This window comes from Amycolatopsis sp. 505 (assembly GCF_031625235.1).
Lineage (GTDB): Bacteria > Actinomycetota > Actinomycetes > Mycobacteriales > Pseudonocardiaceae > Amycolatopsis.
This window is the reverse complement of sequence record NZ_JACKQP010000002.1, coordinates 230,730-249,247: the sequence shown is the minus strand read 5'-3', so window position 1 is coordinate 249,247 and position 18,518 is coordinate 230,730. Positions and strand designations below refer to the sequence as shown.

Below are 18,518 nucleotides of genomic sequence, written 5' to 3'. Positions count from 1 at the left end.
CTCATTCTCGGAACCACCCGGGCCACTGTAGAGAACGTGACAGCTTGCTCACAATGGGTGGAATCACTACCTAACCGAGTGGCGCACGTCACTCTTTCGGCCTCTGGTCTAGACCCACTGCTCCACTCGCCGTAGCCGTTCACCCAGCGTAGGGTGAGGTTCTTGAATCGGCGACGTCCGCTGTGCGTCGACTGAGCGAACGCTGTGCAAGATTGAGCGGGTCCTGTCGGGAGGGTTACATCTTCCCCTGCCGTTCGCTACCCTCTGCACCTGCGGGGAGGTATCAACCTCCGATGTAGTGAGAGAGAGTGCCTGGATGGCCGATCAAGAAGTTCCACTTCGGTGTACCAGCACACACTGTGCTTTTCCTGAGAGAATCTTCCCCGCGAAGACCACTGCCTGGCCGGGCACAACCGCCGCGCCGGTGGGTTAGGCCGACCAACAGACCGATGCAGGACCAGCGCAGGGACCCGACCGTGATGCTCGAGCTGAACCGATTCCGTCCGCACGGACGGGGTTCAGGAACCCCCAGTGGCGACACTGAAGACGATCTTTTCACCCGTACGGGTAGCGTCTGGCGCTGGGCTCCTTCCGATGGGCCGGAGCGCCGGAAGGCCGGGAGCGTGCAGACGAGTGGCTGAGGAGAACGCGATGCGCCCTGGCGGGCGCTGGACCGACCAGGGTTTCCCGAGCACGAACGATGATGGTGGAGCGGCGGTGCCGAACGAAGACGCCGCGGGGGTGGGAGGGGCCCCCGCGCAGTCGCCCGGAGCGGATCCGGGCCGGAAGGCCGGGCTGTTCTCCGGCATGCGCGACTGGCGGCTGCGGTCCAAGCTGGCCGCGGTCCTGATCATCCCGACACTCACGGCGCTCGCACTGGGCGCGGTACGCGTGATCGACGACGCCCGCGAGGCGGCCGAGTTCCAGCGCACCGCCGACCAGGTCGCGTTCGCCGTCAAGGTCACCACAGTGGTGCACGAGCTGCAGAACGAGCGGTCGCTGGCGGTCGCCCGGATCTCCTCGCAGAACCAGCTGCTGCAGACCGGGCTCGACGCGCAGATCGCCAAGGTCGACCGCGAGGTCCAGGACCTGCGCGCTGCGAAGCAGAACCTCGACTACGACGACCAGGCGACCAACGACCGCTACACCCGCGGTCTCCAGCGCCTGGACGCCCTGCGTCCGCTGCGGGCGGCGTTCAACACCCAGAACAGCCTGCCCGACATCACGGTGCTGACCGCCTACTCGGGCGTCATCGACTCGCTCATCGAGCTCGGCCGCGAGGTCACCACCGCGGTCACCGACCGGGACGTGCTGCGCCTCGGCACGAGCACGCAGGCGATCAGCGAGGCCAAGGAGTTCACCACCCGCTCCGACGCCGAACTGCAGATCGCGGCGTTCCGCGGCAACTTCCCCGGCGACCTGCTGGACCAGACGCGCGCGTCGGCGTCCAGTGCCGACGCCTCGGTCGCGGCCTTCCTCGCGAACGCCGACGACGACCAGCGCCAGCTCTACAACGACACCTACTCCGGCCCGGAGGTCGACGACCGCCGGCGGATCCAGACCTCGGCGTTCTCCTTCGCCCAGCTGGGTGACCCGCCGAACATCGACACCACCGCGCTCGGCAAGGACAGCACCGTGTCGGCCGACAAGCTGCACGCGGTCGAGTCGAACCTGCTGGCCCAGCTGAAGACCCGCGCCGACGACCTCGCCACGCAGGCGGTCAACTCGGCGTGGATCGGCGGTGCCGTGGTGCTCGCCGCGCTGGCGCTCGCGGTCGTGCTGATGCTCATCGTCGCCCGCCTGATGCTGCGCCCGCTGCGGGTGCTGCGGAAGAGCGCGCTGGACGTCGCCTACACCCGGCTGCCGGAAACCGTGCAGGCGATCCTGGACGACCCGGACCCGGTCGGCGCCTCCAAGAAGGCCGTCCAGCCGGTGCCCGTCACCTCCCGCGACGAGATCGGCGAGGTCGCGCGGTCGTTCGACATCGTCCACGAACAAGCCGTCAAGATGGCCGCCGAGCAGGCCCTCCTGCGCGAGAACGTCAACGGCATCTTCGTGAACCTGTCCCGCCGGTCGCAGCGGCTGGTGGAACGCCAGCTCGGCGTCATCGACCGGCTGGAAGCCGACGAGCAGGACCCGGACCACTTGGCCAGCCTGTTCGAGCTCGACCACCTCGCGACGCGGCTGCGGCGCAACGGTGAGTCCCTGCTGGTGCTCTCCGGCGCCGGCCTGGCGAAGTCGGTGCCCAAGCCAGTGCCCGCCGCCGACGTCATCGGCGCCGCGGTGTCCGAGATCGAGCAGTACGCCCGGATCGAGGTCGGCATCGTGCCCGACGTCGCGGTCCAGGGCCTGGCGATCCACGACCTCGTGCACGTCCTCGCGGAGCTGCTCGACAACGCAACCTACTTCTCCGAGCCGGAAACGAAGGTCATCGTGCGGGCCGTGGTGACCCGCCGCAAGGCGCTCGCCATCCAGGTCACCGACCACGGTGTCGGCATGAGCGAGGAGCGGCTGGCCGAGGTCAACGCGCGCCTGGCCGACCCGCCGGACCTGGACGTGTCGGTGACCCGGCGAATGGGTCTGTACGTGGTTTCGCGGCTGGCCAAGCGCCACGGCATCGAGGTCCGGCTGCGCGAGAACGAGGACATCGAAGGCGGCGTGATCGCCCGGGTCGTCGTCCCGGCCGAGCTGCTCACCCAGCTCCGCCCGGGCATGCAGCGGCAGACGCCGCCGCCGGCGAACCGCTCCGAGACGTCCATGTCGATGCCGAGCATCCCGATCCCGGCGGCGCGCTCGGACTTCGACCAGACGCAGTCGTTCGCGCAGACGCCGCCGGCACCCTCGGCACCGCCGCCCCCACCGCCGCCGCCGGTGCACGAGCCCGTGGCGAACCAGGGCGGCCTGGTGCCGCTCGACCAGCCGATCAGCCTGGACGACCTGGTCAGCGGCGGCCGCGCGGCGGGCCCGTTCCTCTCGCCGGAACTGCCCAAGCCCGAGACGCCGGCCTGGCCGACCGCCGAGGACCTGGCGCCGCTGACGCCGTCGTCGAACGGCGACGGGGCCAGCTCGCGGGCCGCCGACACGCAGTTCGCGCCGCTGGTGCTGCCCAAGCGCGAGCCGAAGTACGTGCCGCCGGAGGAGCCGCCACCGGCACCGCCGCCCGCGGCCGAGGTCGGTTCGTCGGCGCTCGAGGACGATGTACCCACCCGGCGGTTGCCCATCTACCAGTCGGTGCTGTCACGCTGGTTCAGTGAGGGTGACGACTCGGCCGCCGACCCGGTGCCGCCGCAGGGCAGTGAGGGCGAAGACCCCAACCTGCCGCCGCTCACCGGTAGCGGCGAGCCGCCCGCGGCACCCGTGCCGGCCGAGCCGTCCCGCGACGAGCTCCAGCCGACCGCGGCGACCCGGCACCCGCTGCTCCCCGCCGACGACGGCTGGCACAGTGCCTCCGACGACGGCTGGCAGGCGGCGCAGTCGCTGCTGGAGTCCAAGAACGAGGAGATCACCCCGGCCGGGCTGCCCAAGCGCGTCCCGAACGCCTACCTGGTGCCGGGGTCGATCAGCAGTCCTTCGGTCGACGCGCCGCCCCAGAACAGCTTCGCGGACAACACGGCGGGCATGCCCGGAACGGGTGCGATCACCCGCTCGGCGTCCGCGGCGCGGAGCCGGATGGCAAGCTTCCAACGGGGCTACACCTCGGGACGGCACGCCTTGAAGGAACTCCCGGCCGAAGAGCAGCTGCAGGACAGCAGGGTTCCGGGGCGTGGCAACACCACAGACAGCAGTGAGGAGTGAAAGTGACACGGGCGGGTGCAATGCAGCCGGGTGGCTCCGTGCCGAACGGCCAGGCGCATGCCAAGGCGAACAATGCCGGCAGCTTCGCTTGGCTGATCACGGATTTCGTGCACCGGGTGCCCGGCGCGGCCCACGCGGTCGTGGTTTCGGCCGACGGCCTGCTCCTGGCGGCCTCGCGAGGCCTGCCGAAGGACCGGGCGGACCAGCTGGCGGCCGTGGCTTCGGGGCTCACCAGCCTCGCGCGCGGCGCGGCCAAGGTGTTCGAGGGCGGCACGGTGGCGCAGACCGTGGTCGAGATGGCCAACGGTTTCCTCTTCCTCATGTCGGTTTCCGACGGTTCGTGCCTGGCGGTTCTGGGGTCGCCGGAGAGTGACATCGGCCTGGTCGTCTACGAGATGACCTTGCTGGTGGAGCGAGTCGGCCAGCAGCTGACTCCGGAGATGCGGGCCCAACTGCAGGGTGCGGCCGTCCGCCGCTGAGGACCTGGGAACCGAGGAGAGAGCCGTGGACGACGGGCGCTTGAGGGGTGATGGCCGGCTCGGTGACGACTTCTCCGGCGGGTGGTCCGACCAATCGGACGAAAGCCGCGAGGACTGGCAGTCGTTCCGGGATCGCGTCGACCGCGAGTGGCGCGCGCGGCGGGTGCAGGCCTCCGACAGCGACCCCGTGCGGGAGCCGCCGAACTGGCTGACCGACAGCAATGCCGGGCAGGAACCGCTGCGGCCGATCGCCGGCGGCACCGAGTACCGCGACCGCCTCCTCGGCGGTCCGGGCGCGGAGCTGTTCGGCGGTTCGAGCGGGCCGCTGTACGACGCGCACGAGTTCGCCGCGTACAGCGCCGAACGGGACTTCTCGTCGGGACCGGACTCCAGTGAGTTCGCCGCGGCCCTGCCGCAGCAGGCCCACCAGGAGTACGTGGACACGCCGCCGGCGACGGAGATGGAGACGTCCGGCCTGGTCCGGCCGTACTTCCGGACCCGCGGCCGGACGAAGGCGACGCTCGACCTGGCCATCGAGGCGTTGATCTCGACCAGCGAACAGGGCCGGATGCTCGACCGGGTCCGGGTGCCCGAGCACCGGTCGATCTGCGACCTGTGCCTCGACACCAGGTCGGTGGCCGAGGTGGCGGCGCTGCTGCGCCTGCCGCTCGGCGTGGTGCGGGTGTTGATTGGTGACGTGGCGGGCCTCGGGCTGGTGCTGGTGCACTCCAGCAGCCCGACCGTGGGCGACCGCCCGAGTATCGAGTTCATGGAAAGGGTGCTCAGTGGGCTTCGGAGAATTTGACTCCGACGCGAACGCGCCGCAGGTGACGGGTCCGACCTCGTCGGCCAAGATCGTGGTCGCCGGCGGGTTCGGTTCGGGGAAGACAACGTTGGTCGGGGCGATCTCCGAGATCGACCCGCTGACCACCGAGGCCATGATGACCGAGGCCAGCGTCGGGCACGACGACACCTCGGCCACGCCCAACAAGACCACCACCACCGTGGCGATGGACTTCGGGCGCATCTCGCTGGACTCGGACCTGGTGCTGTACGTGTTCGGCACCCCGGGTCAGCACCGGTTCTGGTTCATGTGGGACGACCTCGCGGTCGGCGCCATCGGCGCGGTCGTGCTGGTCGACACGCGGCGGCTGGCCGACGCGTTCCCGTCGATCGACTTCTTCGAGAACCGGAAGCTGCCCTACGTCGTGGCCATCAACTGCTTCGACCGGCTGCTGCACCACCAGATCGAGGACGTCCGGCACGCGCTGACCATCGCGCCGTCGGTCCCGATCATGGCGTGCGACGCGCGCGAGCGCGAGTCCGCGAAGCAGGTGCTGATCTCGGTCGTCCAGCACGCGATCGCGCACGATTCGGCGTTGCGCGCGGGATAGCCCATGACGCCCCGATCCGGATGCGGCCGTTGGAGTGAACTCCGCGGGCTTCACCCACTTCGGGGAGCGCCGTCACCGTCCGCAGGAGCAGCCGGCCGGTCCAGGCCCCGGCCTTCCGGCCGCGCTGGGTCTGACCTGCGTCGATGCCGCACGGGTGCGAGCCGTGGGGTGTCCCCCGGACGGGGGAGGCGGGGCGGGCTGCCGCCGAACTCGGCCGGGTGCACACGTAGGGTGCGCAGCGGCCGGCCGGTGGCGGACTCGACACCACCGGCGGTGCGAATACGCTTTACCGTGGCGTCGCCGACCGGCCGTGCCGGGCGCTCCGGGGTGCGGCGGGCGACGCCGCACGAGCAAGGAGGAGCAGGAGTGACGGCTTCCGGCCAGGGTTCGTTCGGCTGGCTCATCACGGACTTCGTCCGCCGGGTACCCGGTGCCGCGCACGCCGTTCTGGTGTCCGCGGACGGGTTGCTGCTGGCGCCGTCGGAAGGGTTGCCCCAGGAACGCGCCGAACAGCTGTCGGCGGTGGCGTCCGGGCTGATCAGCCTGACCGCGGGGGCCGCGCGCTGCTTCGAAGCGGGCGGCGTCAACCAGACCGTGGTGGAGATGGAGCGCGGCTACTTGTTCCTGATGTCCGTTTCGGACGGTTCGTCGCTGGCCGTGCTGGCCGCGCCGACGTGCGACATCGGCACGGTCGCGTATGAGATGACCCTGCTCGTGGAGCGGGTCGGCCAGCAGATCACCCCCGAGCTGCGCGCCCAGCTGCAGGGTGGCGTGCGTGGGTAGGGCGAGATGAGGATTTCGGGATTCGACGATCCGGACTCCAGCGGCTGGGACGCACTGCACCGCGGCACCGAGCGCGAGGGTTTCGATTCGCCCAGCAAGTTCGACATGTCGACGCTGTCGATGATCATGCCGAAGCGCAAGCCGTCGCGCCCACAGCCGGACGCGGAGGGTTACACGGACGAGGACACCCGCGAGTGGGGCTCCTCGGCCGACGACGAGGAAGAGTACGTCGCCCCCGAACCTGTCGAAGACGAGCCCACGGGGCGGCGGGCCAGGCGTTCGCGCTCGTACGCGGGTGAGGACGACCGCCGCGACCCCACGGGCTACCACGGCAAGCGCTCTCCGGAGGCCGGCGAGGACTACGCCCGCCCGGAGCCTGGCGGCTTCCCGACCCGGCGCGCGCCCGACTTCTCCGGCGACGAGCCCGCCCGCCCGGCGTTCGGGGGCTACCAGAACCGCCGCGCGCCGGAGTCCGGCGACGAGCCGCCCCTTCCGGACCCCTTCGGCTACCAGGGCACCCACTCGCCCGTCGTGGCCGATGACGGCTACGACCCCGTCGAGCCCGAGTGGCAGGACGACGAGCGGTTCGAACCGGAACCCCCGCCGCTGGAGCCCGCGTGGACTCCGCCGCGCGGCGCCCGCCCGCCCGCTCCGCCGAGCCACCAGCGGTCGGGCCCGCGGCCGCCCGCACCCCGCCCGCCCGCGCCGCGGCCACCGGCCCCGGTCTCGCGGCCGCACCCGGTGGCCCCGCCGGTGTCGCGGCAGGCGGCACCCCCGCCCGCGTGGGCCCCGCCGCCCGCCGATTGGACGCCGCCGCCGGACCCGGAGACCCGCTGGATCCCGAACCCGGAACCGTGGGAGGACCCGGCCTGGAACGAGCCGGCCCGGGTGGTGAGCCCGGTGCCCGTCGCGTCCCCCGGATCGCGGGTCCGCCCGTACACCCGCACCGGCGGCCGCACCCGGTCCGACCACAACCTGGCGCTGGAGGCCCTCGTCTCGACGTCCGATGACGGGCGCCGCTACCGCGGGGTCCGCTCGGTCGAGCACCGCCGGATCTGCGACTTGTGCCTGGACACCCGGTCCGTCGCCGAGATCGCCGCGCACCTGCGGCTGCCCCTCGGCGTGGTGAAGGTGCTGGTCGGCGACATGGCCGACATCGGCCTGGTGCTGATCCACCAGACCGAGCTGATCCTCGGCGACCGGTCGTCCCGCGAGTTCATGGAACGCGTCCTGGCCGGCCTGCGCGCCCTCTAACCGCCGGCGAGGTCCAGGACCAGGGTGTTGCCCGGACCCGGGATGACGGCGTTGATCATCGGCGTTGCCGAGCCGCAGTTCTCGAAGGCCCCGATCGCGTAGGTCGCTTCGAGACGCCCGCCCGTGCCGACCGCGAAGTCGTCCGACGTCAGTTCGGTCGTGAGCGGCTCGGCCGTCCGGCACTCGTCGCCGACGTCGTAGGCCACGCCGCCGACGCGGACGTCGGAGAGCGCCACCGCCCAGGTCGCCGCGCCGGAGAAGCCGCCGGAGAGTGAGCCGTCGGCGTGGCCGGGGCCGAGCGTGACGGTCCCGCTGACCCGGCCGACGCCGGGCAGCGACCGGGTCACCTCGACCGGCGGCAGCGTGATCGTCCCGGAGAAGGTGCCGGGCCCGGTGTCCAGCTCGGCGCGGCCCGGCCCGAGCTCGAGATCGACGTCCGGCTTCGCGATGTGCGTGGTCCCGCGGACGGTGTACGCCGAGTGGCCCGCCACGGCGAAGCCCGTGCCGCTCACCACCGCCGCGGCCACCAGCGCCGTGACCCGCGTTCCCTGCTTCATGATCCAGGCCTACCACCGGCCCGGACGGTCCGGCGGGGGATTCACCGGATCCGGCGTCAGTCCTCCACGAGCGCCGCGGACGTGATCCGGTGCAGCGAGTAGCGCTCGTTGTTCTCGCCTTCGAGGACCCCGCCGCCGACGCGCACCGGCCGGACCACGCGCTGGCTCGCCGTGCCCCGGGAGTCCACGAACCCGATCCACACCTCGCGGCGCTCCAGCGTCGCCCGGGACAGCAGTTCGAGCGTCGCCGACGTGTCCGCGCCGCCGCCGACCGGCGCGCGCACCGCGGAACCGCGGCGGCGGGCCGAAGCCGCGTCGCCCGCCCGGAGGTTGGACACGATCCGGGCCGCTTGGTCCTCGGTCAGTACCGCCTGCTCGCCCGGGCTGCGGCGGGCCGCCCGGGCCTTGGCCGGCAGGCGGCGGCCGCCGGGCCGGATGTCGACCACGCGGCCGTCCGGGCCTTCCGCCGCCGGGGCGAACCCGGCGCCGCGCAGCGCGGCGAGGACCTCGTGCAGCGGGTCCGGGCTGATCACGACGGTCGGCGCGATCAGCCGCAGCGCGTGTTCCGCCGCGACCGGGTGGGCCAGCACCTCGGCCAGCAGCGCCTCGTCGTCGCAGCGCAGGAAGGACGCCGCGACGCCGCCGCGCAGCCGTCCGTGCCGCCGGGCGACGTCGTCGATCAGGTAGCTCAGCCCCTGCGGCACCGGCGTCGCCGACTTCGTCTTGAACAGCGCGTGCAGCTCGTCGGCGGTGCGGCCGGTGTCCAGCGCGCGCCGCACCGACGCCTCGGTGATCCGGTAGACCGTCGCGTGCCCGGCCGATTCGACGTCGGCGGTGGCGGAGATTTCCGCCGCCAGCTCCGGTTCCAGTGGCCCGGGCGCGACGACCGTCAGGTCGGCCTGCAGCAGCACGCGGTCCACCGGCGCGGGCAGCGCGTCCAGGATCGTCTCGACCGCGCCCGGCCGGTCCTCGGCGAGCAGCGCGCGCGTCGCCGTCGTGACGCCGCCGAGCCCGACGATCCCCAGCGCGCTCGCTTCGGCCATCGTCCAGCGGACGGTCTCGTCCCGCAGCCGCCCGCCCCGGCGCGGCGCCCGCCAGGCCAGCACGGCGACCAGTTCGTCGACGCTCTTCACGCCGGCGCCCCGGGGCAGGTCGGCCAGCGCGGAGAGGATCCGCCGCCGCGCGACCGGCGCCAGCGGGCGGCGCAGGTCCTCCGACAGCGGCGCGATCGGCTTGTCCTTGGCGTCGCGGCCGCCGGCCATCCCGGGTAGCCGCGGCAGCTCCAGCCACGCCTGGGCGAGCGTCATCCACCGCTGCGCGGTCGGCGACGCGAGCCACGAGTCGGTCAGCGTCGTCGGCACCCACTCGGGGACGGACGCTTCGCTGTCGGCGACGAGCCCGGCGCCCACGGCCAGCTCGGCCACCAGGATCGCCTGCGTGTCTTCGATCTCGAGGTCCTTGGCAAGCTTCTTCAGCTCGCGCACGCCCAGGCCGCCGGACTTGAGCACCGGCGGCGGCGCGGCCGACCACGCGCGCAGCAGGGCTTCGGTGTGGCGCAGGAACTCCATCGCCTCACCGGCCGCCGCCTCGTCCAAAGTGGACGGCTGGTGCGGGTGGACCGGCAGCTCGGGCTCGGTGAGCGTGCCGGGCGCGAACGCCCCGCCGCGCACCGCCATGCCGAGTTCGCGCGGCAGCTCGACGGTCTGGTCGTCGCGCCGCAGCAGGAGGCCGCGGGCGAGCAGCTTCTGCACCGGCGTCTCGGCCTTCTCCAGCGAGAGGTCGAGGCCGGCGTCGCGGGTGCGGCCGATCGGCGGGCCGGCGGCGAGGGCGGTCAGCACGCCGCGTTCGTCGTCGGACAGCTCGGCGAGCCGCGCGCCGAGGTCCTCACCGGCCAGCGCCGGCGAAGAGGTGCCCAGCCCGGCCGGGAACGGCCCGAGCGCCTCCCGGGCCGCGGGCGGCACGCGCAGGGCGTCGTCGGGTCCCCAGGTCAGCGCCCGCGCGCGCAGGCACGCCAGCGGCGCGGCGATGTCGGCGCCGACGAGCTTGGCGACGTCTTCGACCGGCACCGGGTCGCGGTCCGCGCCGGCGAGCAGGCAGGCTTCGAGCACGGCGAGGGTGAAGGTGTCGAGGTCCTCGCAGGCGCGCGCGACCGAGCCCGGCGTGCCGGCCCGGGTGGCCAGCACCGTGCTGTCGGAGGGCGGGGGCGTGGACAGGTCGCGCCGCGTGCGGAGCAGCTCTGCGAGTGCGTCGTCGGACTCCGCACGCAGCCAGTCCGCCAAAGAGGTCGCGGGCATAGAAGACCAGGGTACCGGGCGGTTGCGCTTCGCTGCCGGGCCTCAGGCAGACTGTCTGCGTAAGACCGTCGTGCGGCTGTGGAGGACGTTGTGGCCAAGGGTGAGAAGAAGCACAAGGGCGTCGACCCGACCTGGCCGGGCGAGGCCGGCGAGCACCCGGTGACCGAGCTCGCGTCCGACCGCCAGGGCGCGCTGTCGCCGTTCGGCGACATCACCTTCCCCCTCGACACGGTGCCCTACGTGCACCCGGAGACCGAGATCAACCGCTGACCGCATAGTTACTGGTCAGTACCGGTATCGGCCCCTCGTGAGGGCGGTCACGGGAGTAGGTTTCCTCCCGTCCCAGCCCACCTTTCCCACCACGGGGGTAGTACCATGCCGGTTCCCGGTCCCGGATATTCGATCACCGTCCGGGTGGAGGCCCCGGCCTCGGTCACGGCGGCCGGTGACCTGACCGCGGCCGTCGGGCGCGTCGGGGGCGTGCTGACCGCGTTCGACGTCGTGGAGTCCCACTCCGACTCGATCGTGGTCGACATCAGCGCCAACGCGCTGTCGGAGAACCACGCGAACGACATCACCCAGACGCTGGACTCGCTGCCCGGCGTCCGCGTCCGCAAGGTTTCGGACCGGACGTTCCTGATCCACCTCGGCGGCAAGATCGAGGTCACGCCGAAGGTCGCGCTCCGCAACCGTGACGACCTCTCCCGCGCCTACACCCCGGGGGTGGCCCGCGTCTGCCAGGCGATCGCCGCCAACCCCGAGGACGCCCGCCGGCTGACCATCAAGCGCAACACCGTCGCGGTGCTGACGGACGGCTCGGCGGTGCTCGGCCTCGGCAACATCGGCCCGGCCGCGGCGCTTCCGGTGATGGAGGGCAAGGCGGCGCTGTTCAAGAAGTTCGCCGACGTCGACGCGTGGCCGGTGTGCCTGGACACCCAGGACACCGAGGAGATCATCCTGATCGCCAAGGCGCTGGCCCCGGTGTACGCGGGCATCAACCTCGAGGACATCGCGGCCCCGCGCTGCTTCGAGATCGAGAAGCGCCTGCGCGAGCAGCTGGACATCCCGGTGTTCCACGACGACCAGCACGGGACGGCGATCGTGGTCGTCGCGGCGCTGCGCAACGCCCTGCGCGTGGTGGGCAAGAGCATCGAGGACTGCAAGATCGTGGTCAGCGGCGTCGGCGCGGCCGGCTCGGCGATCATCCGCCTGCTGCTGCAGAAGAACCCGGGCGACATCGTCGCGGCGGACATCGACGGCATCGTGCATCCGGCGCGCGGCAACCTCGACGACAACCTGGCCTGGATCGCGTCGCACACGAACAAGGAGCAGGTCAGCGGCACCCTGCACGAGGCACTGGTGGGCGCCGACGTGTTCATCGGCGTGTCGGCCCCCAACCTGTTCGGAGCCGAGCAGGTGGCGACGATGAAGCCGGACGCGGTGGTTTTCGCCCTGGCCAACCCGGACCCGGAGATCGACCCGCTGGAGGCCCAGAAGCACGCCGCGGTGGTGGCGACGGGCCGCAGCGACTTCCCGAACCAGATCAACAACGTCCTGGCGTTCCCGGGCGTGTTCCGCGGGCTGCTGGACGCCAACGCGCACAACATCGACGACTCGATGCTGCTGGCCGCGGCGGACGCGATCGCGGACGTGGTGGACAACGGCAAGCTGAACGCGTCGTTCATCGTGCCGAGCGTGTTCGACAGCGCGGTGGCGCCCGCGGTGGCCGAGGCGGTCCGGAAGGCTGTGCTCGCGGAGCGCTGAGCCTCGGGGTGATCCGCGCCCGCGGCGGCGGCCCGACATCGGGCGGCTGCCAGCTCCGGCTGCTCGGCGGTGGCGGCTGCCCGGCATCGGGACGGCTGCTGCGTGGCTGCCCGTCGGCAGGCGGCTCCGGTTGCCGGCGGTGGGGCGGCTGCCGCTGCACGGTGGTGGCTGCCTGGCATCGGGGCGGCTGCCGCTGCACGGTGGTGGTGGCTGCCCGGCATCGGGGCGGCTGCTGCGGTGGCGGCTCCCGGCAGAAGGTTCCGATTGCCGCCCGTTGGCGGCTGCCGCAGCACGGCGGTGGGCGGCTGCCGCGGCACGGCGGTGGGCGGCTGCCGCGGCACGGCGGTGGGCGGCTGCCGCGGCACGCCGGTGGGCGGCTCCGGCTGCTCGGCGGCAGGCGGCTGTCGCTGCACGGTGGTGGGCGGCTGCCGGAGGTGGCGTCCCCGGCGGCGGGCTGGCCGTCGGTGGGCAGGCTGCCGCGGTCGTCACCTGGTGGTGGGCCAGCCGCCGCGGGGCCTGGGCGCGTGCGTTTCGGCGGATGCCCCACCGGGCGCGCGCCCTCCCGGCGGCCGTGCCCGCCGAGCGTTGACCGCCGCGAACCCGCACCCGCCGTCGCTGACCGACGGACGTCCCCCGGGAATGCCGCACTCGCGGAGCGCCGAGCCTCAGCTGATCCGCTCCAACAGCCTCACCTCGACCTCCGGAAGTTCCTCGAACCGGGCCCGGCCGTCCGTGGTCACCAGCGTGCGGCCGGTGGCCCGGGCGGTCGCCGCGATGATCAGGTCGTGGGCGCCGCGGGCCTGCCCCGTGCGCTGGAGGTGGGTCAGCAGCTCGGCGTGGTGCTCGACGACACTCGTCGTGTAGTCCACCACCGGCGTCACCGCCAAGAACTCCGCCAGAAACGCACTGTGCGCCGCCCGGCGGGCCGGGTTCGGGTCGAGCCGCAGCCCGACCTCGTATTCGGTGATCGCCAGGGCCGGTACGGCGACGTCGTCCTCGTCGCCGATCGCTCCCGCGGGCAGCCGTTGCCGTGCGGCGTCGACGAGGATGCCGGTGTCGAGGATCAGTCGCGCCACGGGTCACCGTCCAGCTCCGCCGACGCCGTCTCGCGGACCTTCGTCACGTTCTCCTCGAACTCGCCGCCGACCTCGAGCTTTCCCGCCCAGCGGTGGAACACCGCGCACACCTCGGCGCCGTTCGCGCGCGGCGCGGGCACGATCAGCGCCACCCGCCTGCCGTTGCGGGTGACGACGACCGTTTCGCCCTTCTCCGCTTCGTCGAGCACCGCGGAGAACGACCGGGAAGCTTCCGATGCCGTCAGTTCGATCACGGAATCAGATTATCAGATTCCGGGGTTCTGAACACCGCCGCCGCCGCATTGTCCCCCGATGGTGGAAGTAGCCTCGGCTCGTGAGTGAACTCAGCCACGTCGACGAGACCGGCGCCGCCCGCATGGTCGACGTCTCCGGCAAGACCGCCTCCGCGCGCACCGCGCTCGCCGCCGGCACCGTGCGGACCACCGCCGAGGTGCTGCGGCTGCTGGCCACCGACGGCCTCCCCAAGGGCGACGCCCTCGCCACCGCGCGCATCGCCGGGATCATGGGCGCCAAGCGCGTCCCCGACCTCATCCCGCTGTGCCACCAGATCGCGCTGTCCGGGGTCAAGGTCGAGTTCGTCCTCGGCGAGGCCGAGGTCGGCATCCGCGCGACGGCGAAGACCACCGACGTCACCGGCGTCGAGATGGAGGCGCTGACCGCGGTCGCCGTCGCCGGGCTGACGCTGCACGACATGATCAAGGCCGTCGACCCGGCGGCGACGCTGGACGAGGTCCGCCTGCTCCGCAAGGACGGCGGCAAGACCGGAACCTGGGAGCGGCCGTGAAGCGCAGCGCGCGCGTGATCGTGGCGTCCAACCGCGCCGCGAAGGGCGTCTACGAGGACAAGACCGGCCCGGTGATCGCCGACTGGCTGGCCGACCGCGGGTACGACGTGCCGGCGCCGGTCGTCGTCGAGGACGGCGACCCGGTGGGCGTCGCGCTGCGGGCGGCGCTGGCCGACGGCGTCGCCGTGGTCCTCACCACCGGCGGCACCGGCATCTCGCCGACCGACCGCACCCCGGACGTCACCCGCGCGGTCCTCGACCACGAGCTGCCGGGCGTCGCGGACGCGATCCGCGCGGCCGGCCTGCCGAAGGTGCCGACGGCGGTGCTTTCGCGCGGCCTGGCGGGCGTGGCGGGCCGGACCCTGGTGGTGAACCTCCCGGGCTCCAGCGGCGGCGTCAAGGACGGCTTGGGCGTGCTGGACGGCATCCTCGAGCACGCGGTCGACCAGCTGGCGGGCGGCGACCACCCGCGCACCTCCGCTCCGGCGCCCGAGGTGCGGGTCGCGCGGGCGCTGGTGACCGAGGAGACGCTGTCGGTCGAGGAGCACGCCCGCCTGGTCGAGGACGACGCGGCGGGCGCGGTGGTGACGTTCGCGGGCGTGGTCCGCGACCACGACGGCGGCAAGGGCGTCCGCGACCTGACGTACGAGGGCCACCCGAGCGCGAGCCAGGTGATCGCCGACGTCGTCGCGGACCTGTCGGCGCGCTGGACCGGCGTCCGCGCGGTGGCCGTGAGCCACCGGCTGGGGGCGCTGACGATCGGCGACGTCGCGCTGGCCTGCGCCGTGGCGGCGGAGCACCGCGGGCAGGCGTTCTCGGCGTGTTCGGAGCTCGTCGACGAGGTCAAGGCGCGGCTGCCGGTGTGGAAGCACCAGCACTTCACCGACGGCACGGACGAGTGGGTCAATTCGCCGTGATCCGGACGCGCTGAGGGCGCCTTTGAGTGGTCCTGTCCGGTTCGCCGGGCTGAGGCCGGTTTGCGCACCCTTGAGGGGCGCTGAGAGGGCGCTGAGCGCCTTGAAGGGTTCCCGGCCAGTCTGAAAGAGATGAGGCGGCTGTGCGGCGGCGAGCATGTCCGCGTCGGGGCGACCCTGCGGCAGCCGGCTTGACCCAGCGAGTTGTCCGCGGCGGGGCGCCTGCGTGACAGGAGGCTTGGCCTCCGGCCCCCGGTATCCAGCTTACCGGCGGGGACCGACAGTTCCGGCGCCCCGGAAACGCGTGAAGGGCTCCCACCGCCCGGGGGATCGGCGGTGGGAGCCCTTTCAGGTCACGGCTCGAGGCCGGACTCGCGCATCACTGCGTGATCGTCACTTGGTGGCGATCTTCTGCCCGACGAGGATCAGGTCCGCGTTCGGGATGTACTTCGCGTTCAGCTCCTGCAGCTTCTGGTAGCCGCCCTGGACGTTGAACTGCTTGGCGATCTTGGACAGGGTGTCGCCCGCCACGACGGTGTAGTCACCGGCCGGGTTGGAGCTGCTCACGCCGGTCGCCGCGGGGGCAGCCGGGGCCGCCTTCTTCGGGGCGGGCGCGGAGGTGCTCTTCTTCGGGGTCACCTTCTTGGTGACCTTGCCGGTGGCCTTGGGGGCCGACGAACCGCTGCCGCCCTTCTTGCCGCAGACCGGCCAGGCGCCGATGCCCTGACCCTGCAGGACGCGCTCGGCCACGGCGATCTGCTGCTCGCGGGAAGCGTTCGCCGCGCTGCCGGTGCCGCCGTAGGCCTTCCACGTGCTCTGCGAGAACTGCAGGCCGCCGTAGTAGCCGTTGCCGGTGTTGGTGCTCCAGTTGCCGCTGCTCTCGCACTGCGCGATGGCGTCCCAGTTGGTCGCCGACGCGGGGGTCGCGGCGATCGCGAGGGGAGCGCCGACCGCGATGCCCGCGATGGCGACGCGAGCGACGGTGCGGGTGGCAGCGGACATCTTGCGGTGCTTGCCTCGGTAAGACATTTGGATGCTTCTCGGTTTCCCAGCGCCTACGAACCGGTGTGAGGGTCAGGATCGGGGTCCTGGCGCCGGCCATCCCAGGCCGGCAGGCGAGTCCGACGCACGGCGCGTCTTCGTCGTCCCCTCGTCCCTGTCCGGAAATGCTTTCGCTCGGGGTATGGGTCCGGGGATCCGTCGGACAGGGCTAGGCGCTACGGATTCCCGGTCTTGCTTCGGTCGGTCGGGGCCAACCGAAAAGCGACGGTACGTAACGATGGCCGTGATCGGAAATTATTCGGGGCGTGACCTACGTCACAGTAACGGCACGCAACCCCTGTCGATATGCCTGTTTGTGCAGGTCAGGCGGCCGTTATCTGCCCGTTTCCTCCCCGAGATAAAACACGGATCGTGAGGCTTGCATCACGTGTTTCGGGCAGCGAATGGGCCATTCGCGCGGTCCGGATCGCGATTGGAGCGCGCATCTTATGGGCCTGACCGGCAGGTCGCCAGACTTGACAATCCTGCCTCAGTTGCCCCAAGAGTCACAGCAGTCCCACCTGTTCGTGGGGTTTCCCGACCCGGTCGGAGCGGTGACGGCGGCCACATCCCCGAGCCGACACCGACGCAGGGCGACGGACCAGGTGAAACAGGTCACCGGAAGGCGTGGTGGCCGGTCGCGGTCAGCTTCTCGCGAACGCCCGGAATCGGTGACGCGCCACGCCGGGCGCCGGAAAGCCGGTCGCCGAGCGGTCGGCCGCCGTACCCGAGCGGTCGCCGTTTTACAGGGAAGCCGAAGTCCGCGGCCCTCCGCCGGATGGACCAACCCCCCGGCCCACGTGCTTGGAGAGTCGACACGCGTGATCAGAGGGACGACACGCGTGATCAGGAGGACGACACGCCGTGGCGGCCTGCCTGGGCCGTGTCGACCCTTCAATCACGCGTGTCGGCTGCTCGATCACGCGTGCCGACCCTGCGATCACGCGGGTCCGCGGGCGGGTCAGCCGCCGGCGAAGGGAGGGAGGACGTCCAGCTCGGCGCCGTCCCGCAGGGGGCGGGTGAGGTCGCGGACCGCGATGCCGTCCAGGAGGTAGCTGACCGCGTCGAGGATCCGCGGCAGGGAAGAAGGGTGCAGGCGGGCCAGCTCGGCCACCGCGTCGGCGACCGACGCCCCGTCCGGCAGCTGGACCTTCTCCTCGTCCACGCCCGCCGCGGCCCGCGCCGAAGCGAAGTACCGCACTACGATGGTCACCGTCGCCACCTCAACCGCCGATCGCGCTCATCGGCCGGATCGGCTGCGCGAACCCGGCGTCGTTGATCTCGTGTCCGGCGAGCTTGCCCCACATCGTCGCCCGCCAGGCGTCCGCCACCTCCTCATCGCGCGCGCCCGCGCGCACGAGGGACCGCAGATCCGTCTCGTCGTTGCTGAACAGGCAGGAGCGCACCGCGCCGTCGGCCGTCAGCCGCGTCCGCTCGCAGGCCGAGCAGAACGGCCGGGTCACCGACGCGATCACGCCGACGTCGCCGGGGCCGCCGTCGACCAGCCAGCGCTCGGCGGGCGCCCCGCCGCGCGCCTCCGAGGCCGGCGTCAGCTCGAACGACGACGCCAGCATCGAGAGGATCTCGGCCGCGGTGATCATCTCGCCGCGGTTCCAGCCGTGCTGGGCGTCCAGCGGCATCTGCTCGATGAACCGCAGGTGGTAGCCCTCGTCGAGGCAGAACTTCAGCAGCGGCACGGCTTCGGTCTCGTTGAGCCCGCGGATCAGCACGGCGTTGACCTTGACCGGCGACATCCCGGCGTCCCGCGCCGCCGCGAGGCCCGCGAGCACGTGCGAGAGCCGGTCGCGGCGGGTGATCGTCTTGAACAGCTCGGGGTCGACCGTGTCGAGCGAGACGTTGATCCGGTCCAGCCCCGCCTCGGCGAGGCCCGCGGCGCGGCGGGCCAGCCCGATCCCGTTGGTGGTCATGGACAACCGCGGCCGGGGCGACAACGCCGTGATCCGCGCGACGAGGTCCTCGAGGCCCGGCCGGAGCAACGGTTCCCCGCCGGTGAGCCGGATGTCGGTGACGCCGAGCAGCTCGACGGCGATCCGCATCAGCCGGACCAGTTCGTCGTCGGTCAGCACCTGTTCGCCCGGCATCCAGTCGAGGCCTTCCGCGGGCATGCAGTAGGTGCAGCGCAGGTTGCACCGATCCGTCAGGGAAACCCGCAGATCGGTGGCCACCCGGCCGAAGGTGTCGATGAGATGGGGGTTCTCGGGCCTGGGCACGCGAGATGACCCTCGTGTACCGGGGACGCGAGGAAACCCGAGATCCACTGCTGTCATTACGCACAGAGTAGCTCTCCGAACGCCGACTAGGATACTTTGCGCAGTGAGTGGTTCAGTGGACGAACTAACGA

At 72.2% G+C, this 18,518-nt stretch carries 17 protein-coding genes; 10 read left to right on the top strand and 7 right to left on the bottom strand.

All coding sequences use genetic code 11. From position 1 onward, the window contains the following. The first annotated feature begins 651 nt into the window (after window positions 1-651). The 6 genes from H5965_RS08160 to H5965_RS08135 all read left to right on the top strand — a co-directional run bounded on the left by H5965_RS08160 (window position 652) and on the right by H5965_RS08135 (window position 7,705). The gene (locus tag H5965_RS08160; protein WP_310968735.1) at window positions 652-3,795 is read left to right on the top strand and encodes a nitrate- and nitrite sensing domain-containing protein; all 3,144 of its coding nucleotides are present in this window, start codon (window positions 652-654) and stop codon (window positions 3,793-3,795) included. Window positions 3,796-3,815: 20 nt separating this feature from the next. Then, window positions 3,816-4,274: a roadblock/LC7 domain-containing protein gene (locus H5965_RS08155; protein WP_310969662.1), complete on the top strand. Its 459-nt coding sequence runs from the start codon at window positions 3,816-3,818 to the stop codon at window positions 4,272-4,274. Between the two features lie 25 nt (window positions 4,275-4,299). Beyond that, complete coding sequence (locus H5965_RS08150; RefSeq protein WP_310968734.1) at window positions 4,300-5,079, top strand: DUF742 domain-containing protein; 780 nt, start codon at window positions 4,300-4,302, stop codon at window positions 5,077-5,079. Next, a complete protein-coding gene (locus H5965_RS08145) occupies window positions 5,060-5,668 on the top strand; it encodes an ATP/GTP-binding protein (protein WP_043776338.1) in 609 nt (202 codons plus the stop codon). The genes H5965_RS08150 and H5965_RS08145 overlap by 20 nt, the downstream gene beginning before the upstream one ends. A gap of 366 nt (window positions 5,669-6,034) precedes the next feature. After that, entirely contained in the window at window positions 6,035-6,451 is a 417-nt protein-coding gene (locus H5965_RS08140; RefSeq protein ID WP_043776340.1) for a roadblock/LC7 domain-containing protein, read from the top strand. Window positions 6,452-6,457: 6 nt separating this feature from the next. Next, the gene (locus H5965_RS08135; RefSeq protein WP_310968733.1) at window positions 6,458-7,705 is read left to right on the top strand and encodes a DUF742 domain-containing protein; all 1,248 of its coding nucleotides are present in this window, start codon (window positions 6,458-6,460) and stop codon (window positions 7,703-7,705) included. Here the strand turns inward: H5965_RS08135 and H5965_RS08130 are convergent. Further along, a complete protein-coding gene (locus H5965_RS08130; protein ID WP_310968732.1) occupies window positions 7,702-8,262 on the bottom strand; it encodes a hypothetical protein in 561 nt (186 codons plus the stop codon). The genes H5965_RS08135 and H5965_RS08130 overlap by 4 nt on opposite strands. A gap of 56 nt (window positions 8,263-8,318) precedes the next feature. Beyond that, entirely contained in the window at window positions 8,319-10,556 is a 2,238-nt protein-coding gene (locus H5965_RS08125; protein WP_310968731.1) for a helicase-associated domain-containing protein, read from the bottom strand. A 90-nt stretch (window positions 10,557-10,646) separates the two neighbouring features. Here H5965_RS08125 and H5965_RS08120 point away from each other — a divergent pair, with 90 nt between their 5' ends. Both H5965_RS08120 and H5965_RS08115 read left to right on the top strand, forming a co-directional pair. Then, complete coding sequence (locus tag H5965_RS08120; RefSeq protein ID WP_176174556.1) at window positions 10,647-10,826, top strand: hypothetical protein; 180 nt, start codon at window positions 10,647-10,649, stop codon at window positions 10,824-10,826. Window positions 10,827-10,931: 105 nt separating this feature from the next. Next, window positions 10,932-12,320: an NAD-dependent malic enzyme gene (locus H5965_RS08115; protein WP_310968730.1), complete on the top strand. Its 1,389-nt coding sequence runs from the start codon at window positions 10,932-10,934 to the stop codon at window positions 12,318-12,320. Window positions 12,321-12,985: 665 nt separating this feature from the next. Here the strand turns inward: H5965_RS08115 and H5965_RS08110 are convergent. Further along, the gene (locus tag H5965_RS08110) at window positions 12,986-13,396 is read right to left on the bottom strand and encodes a PIN domain-containing protein (protein ID WP_310968729.1); all 411 of its coding nucleotides are present in this window, start codon (window positions 13,394-13,396) and stop codon (window positions 12,986-12,988) included. Beyond that, window positions 13,384-13,650: a type II toxin-antitoxin system Phd/YefM family antitoxin gene (locus H5965_RS08105; RefSeq protein ID WP_310968728.1), complete on the bottom strand. Its 267-nt coding sequence runs from the start codon at window positions 13,648-13,650 to the stop codon at window positions 13,384-13,386. The genes H5965_RS08110 and H5965_RS08105 overlap by 13 nt, the downstream gene beginning before the upstream one ends. Window positions 13,651-13,730: 80 nt before the next feature. On the opposite strand from H5965_RS08105, the gene moaC reads away from it, so the two are divergent. Beyond that, window positions 13,731-14,201, top strand: coding sequence for a cyclic pyranopterin monophosphate synthase MoaC (moaC, locus tag H5965_RS08100; RefSeq protein WP_310968727.1), 471 nt, complete (start codon window positions 13,731-13,733; stop codon window positions 14,199-14,201). Next, on the top strand, window positions 14,198-15,118 hold the full coding sequence (locus H5965_RS08095) for a molybdenum cofactor biosynthesis protein MoaE (RefSeq protein ID WP_310968726.1): 921 nt from the start codon (window positions 14,198-14,200) through the stop codon (window positions 15,116-15,118). Before moaC ends, H5965_RS08095 begins: the two co-directional genes overlap by 4 nt. 390 nt (window positions 15,119-15,508) lie before the next feature. On the opposite strand, the gene H5965_RS08090 is transcribed toward H5965_RS08095, so the two are convergent. From H5965_RS08090 to moaA, 3 genes are all read right to left on the bottom strand, one after another. Beyond that, window positions 15,509-16,144 (bottom strand): transglycosylase family protein, encoded by a 636-nt coding sequence (locus tag H5965_RS08090; RefSeq protein ID WP_310968725.1) that lies wholly within the window; start codon window positions 16,142-16,144, stop codon window positions 15,509-15,511. A 973-nt stretch (window positions 16,145-17,117) separates the two neighbouring features. Next, on the bottom strand, window positions 17,118-17,369 hold the full coding sequence (locus tag H5965_RS08085; RefSeq protein WP_310968724.1) for a MoaD/ThiS family protein: 252 nt from the start codon (window positions 17,367-17,369) through the stop codon (window positions 17,118-17,120). Between the two features lie 10 nt (window positions 17,370-17,379). Continuing rightward, entirely contained in the window at window positions 17,380-18,387 is a 1,008-nt protein-coding gene (moaA, locus tag H5965_RS08080) for a GTP 3',8-cyclase MoaA (RefSeq protein WP_310968723.1), read from the bottom strand. Between the last annotated feature and the right edge of the window lie 131 nt (window positions 18,388-18,518).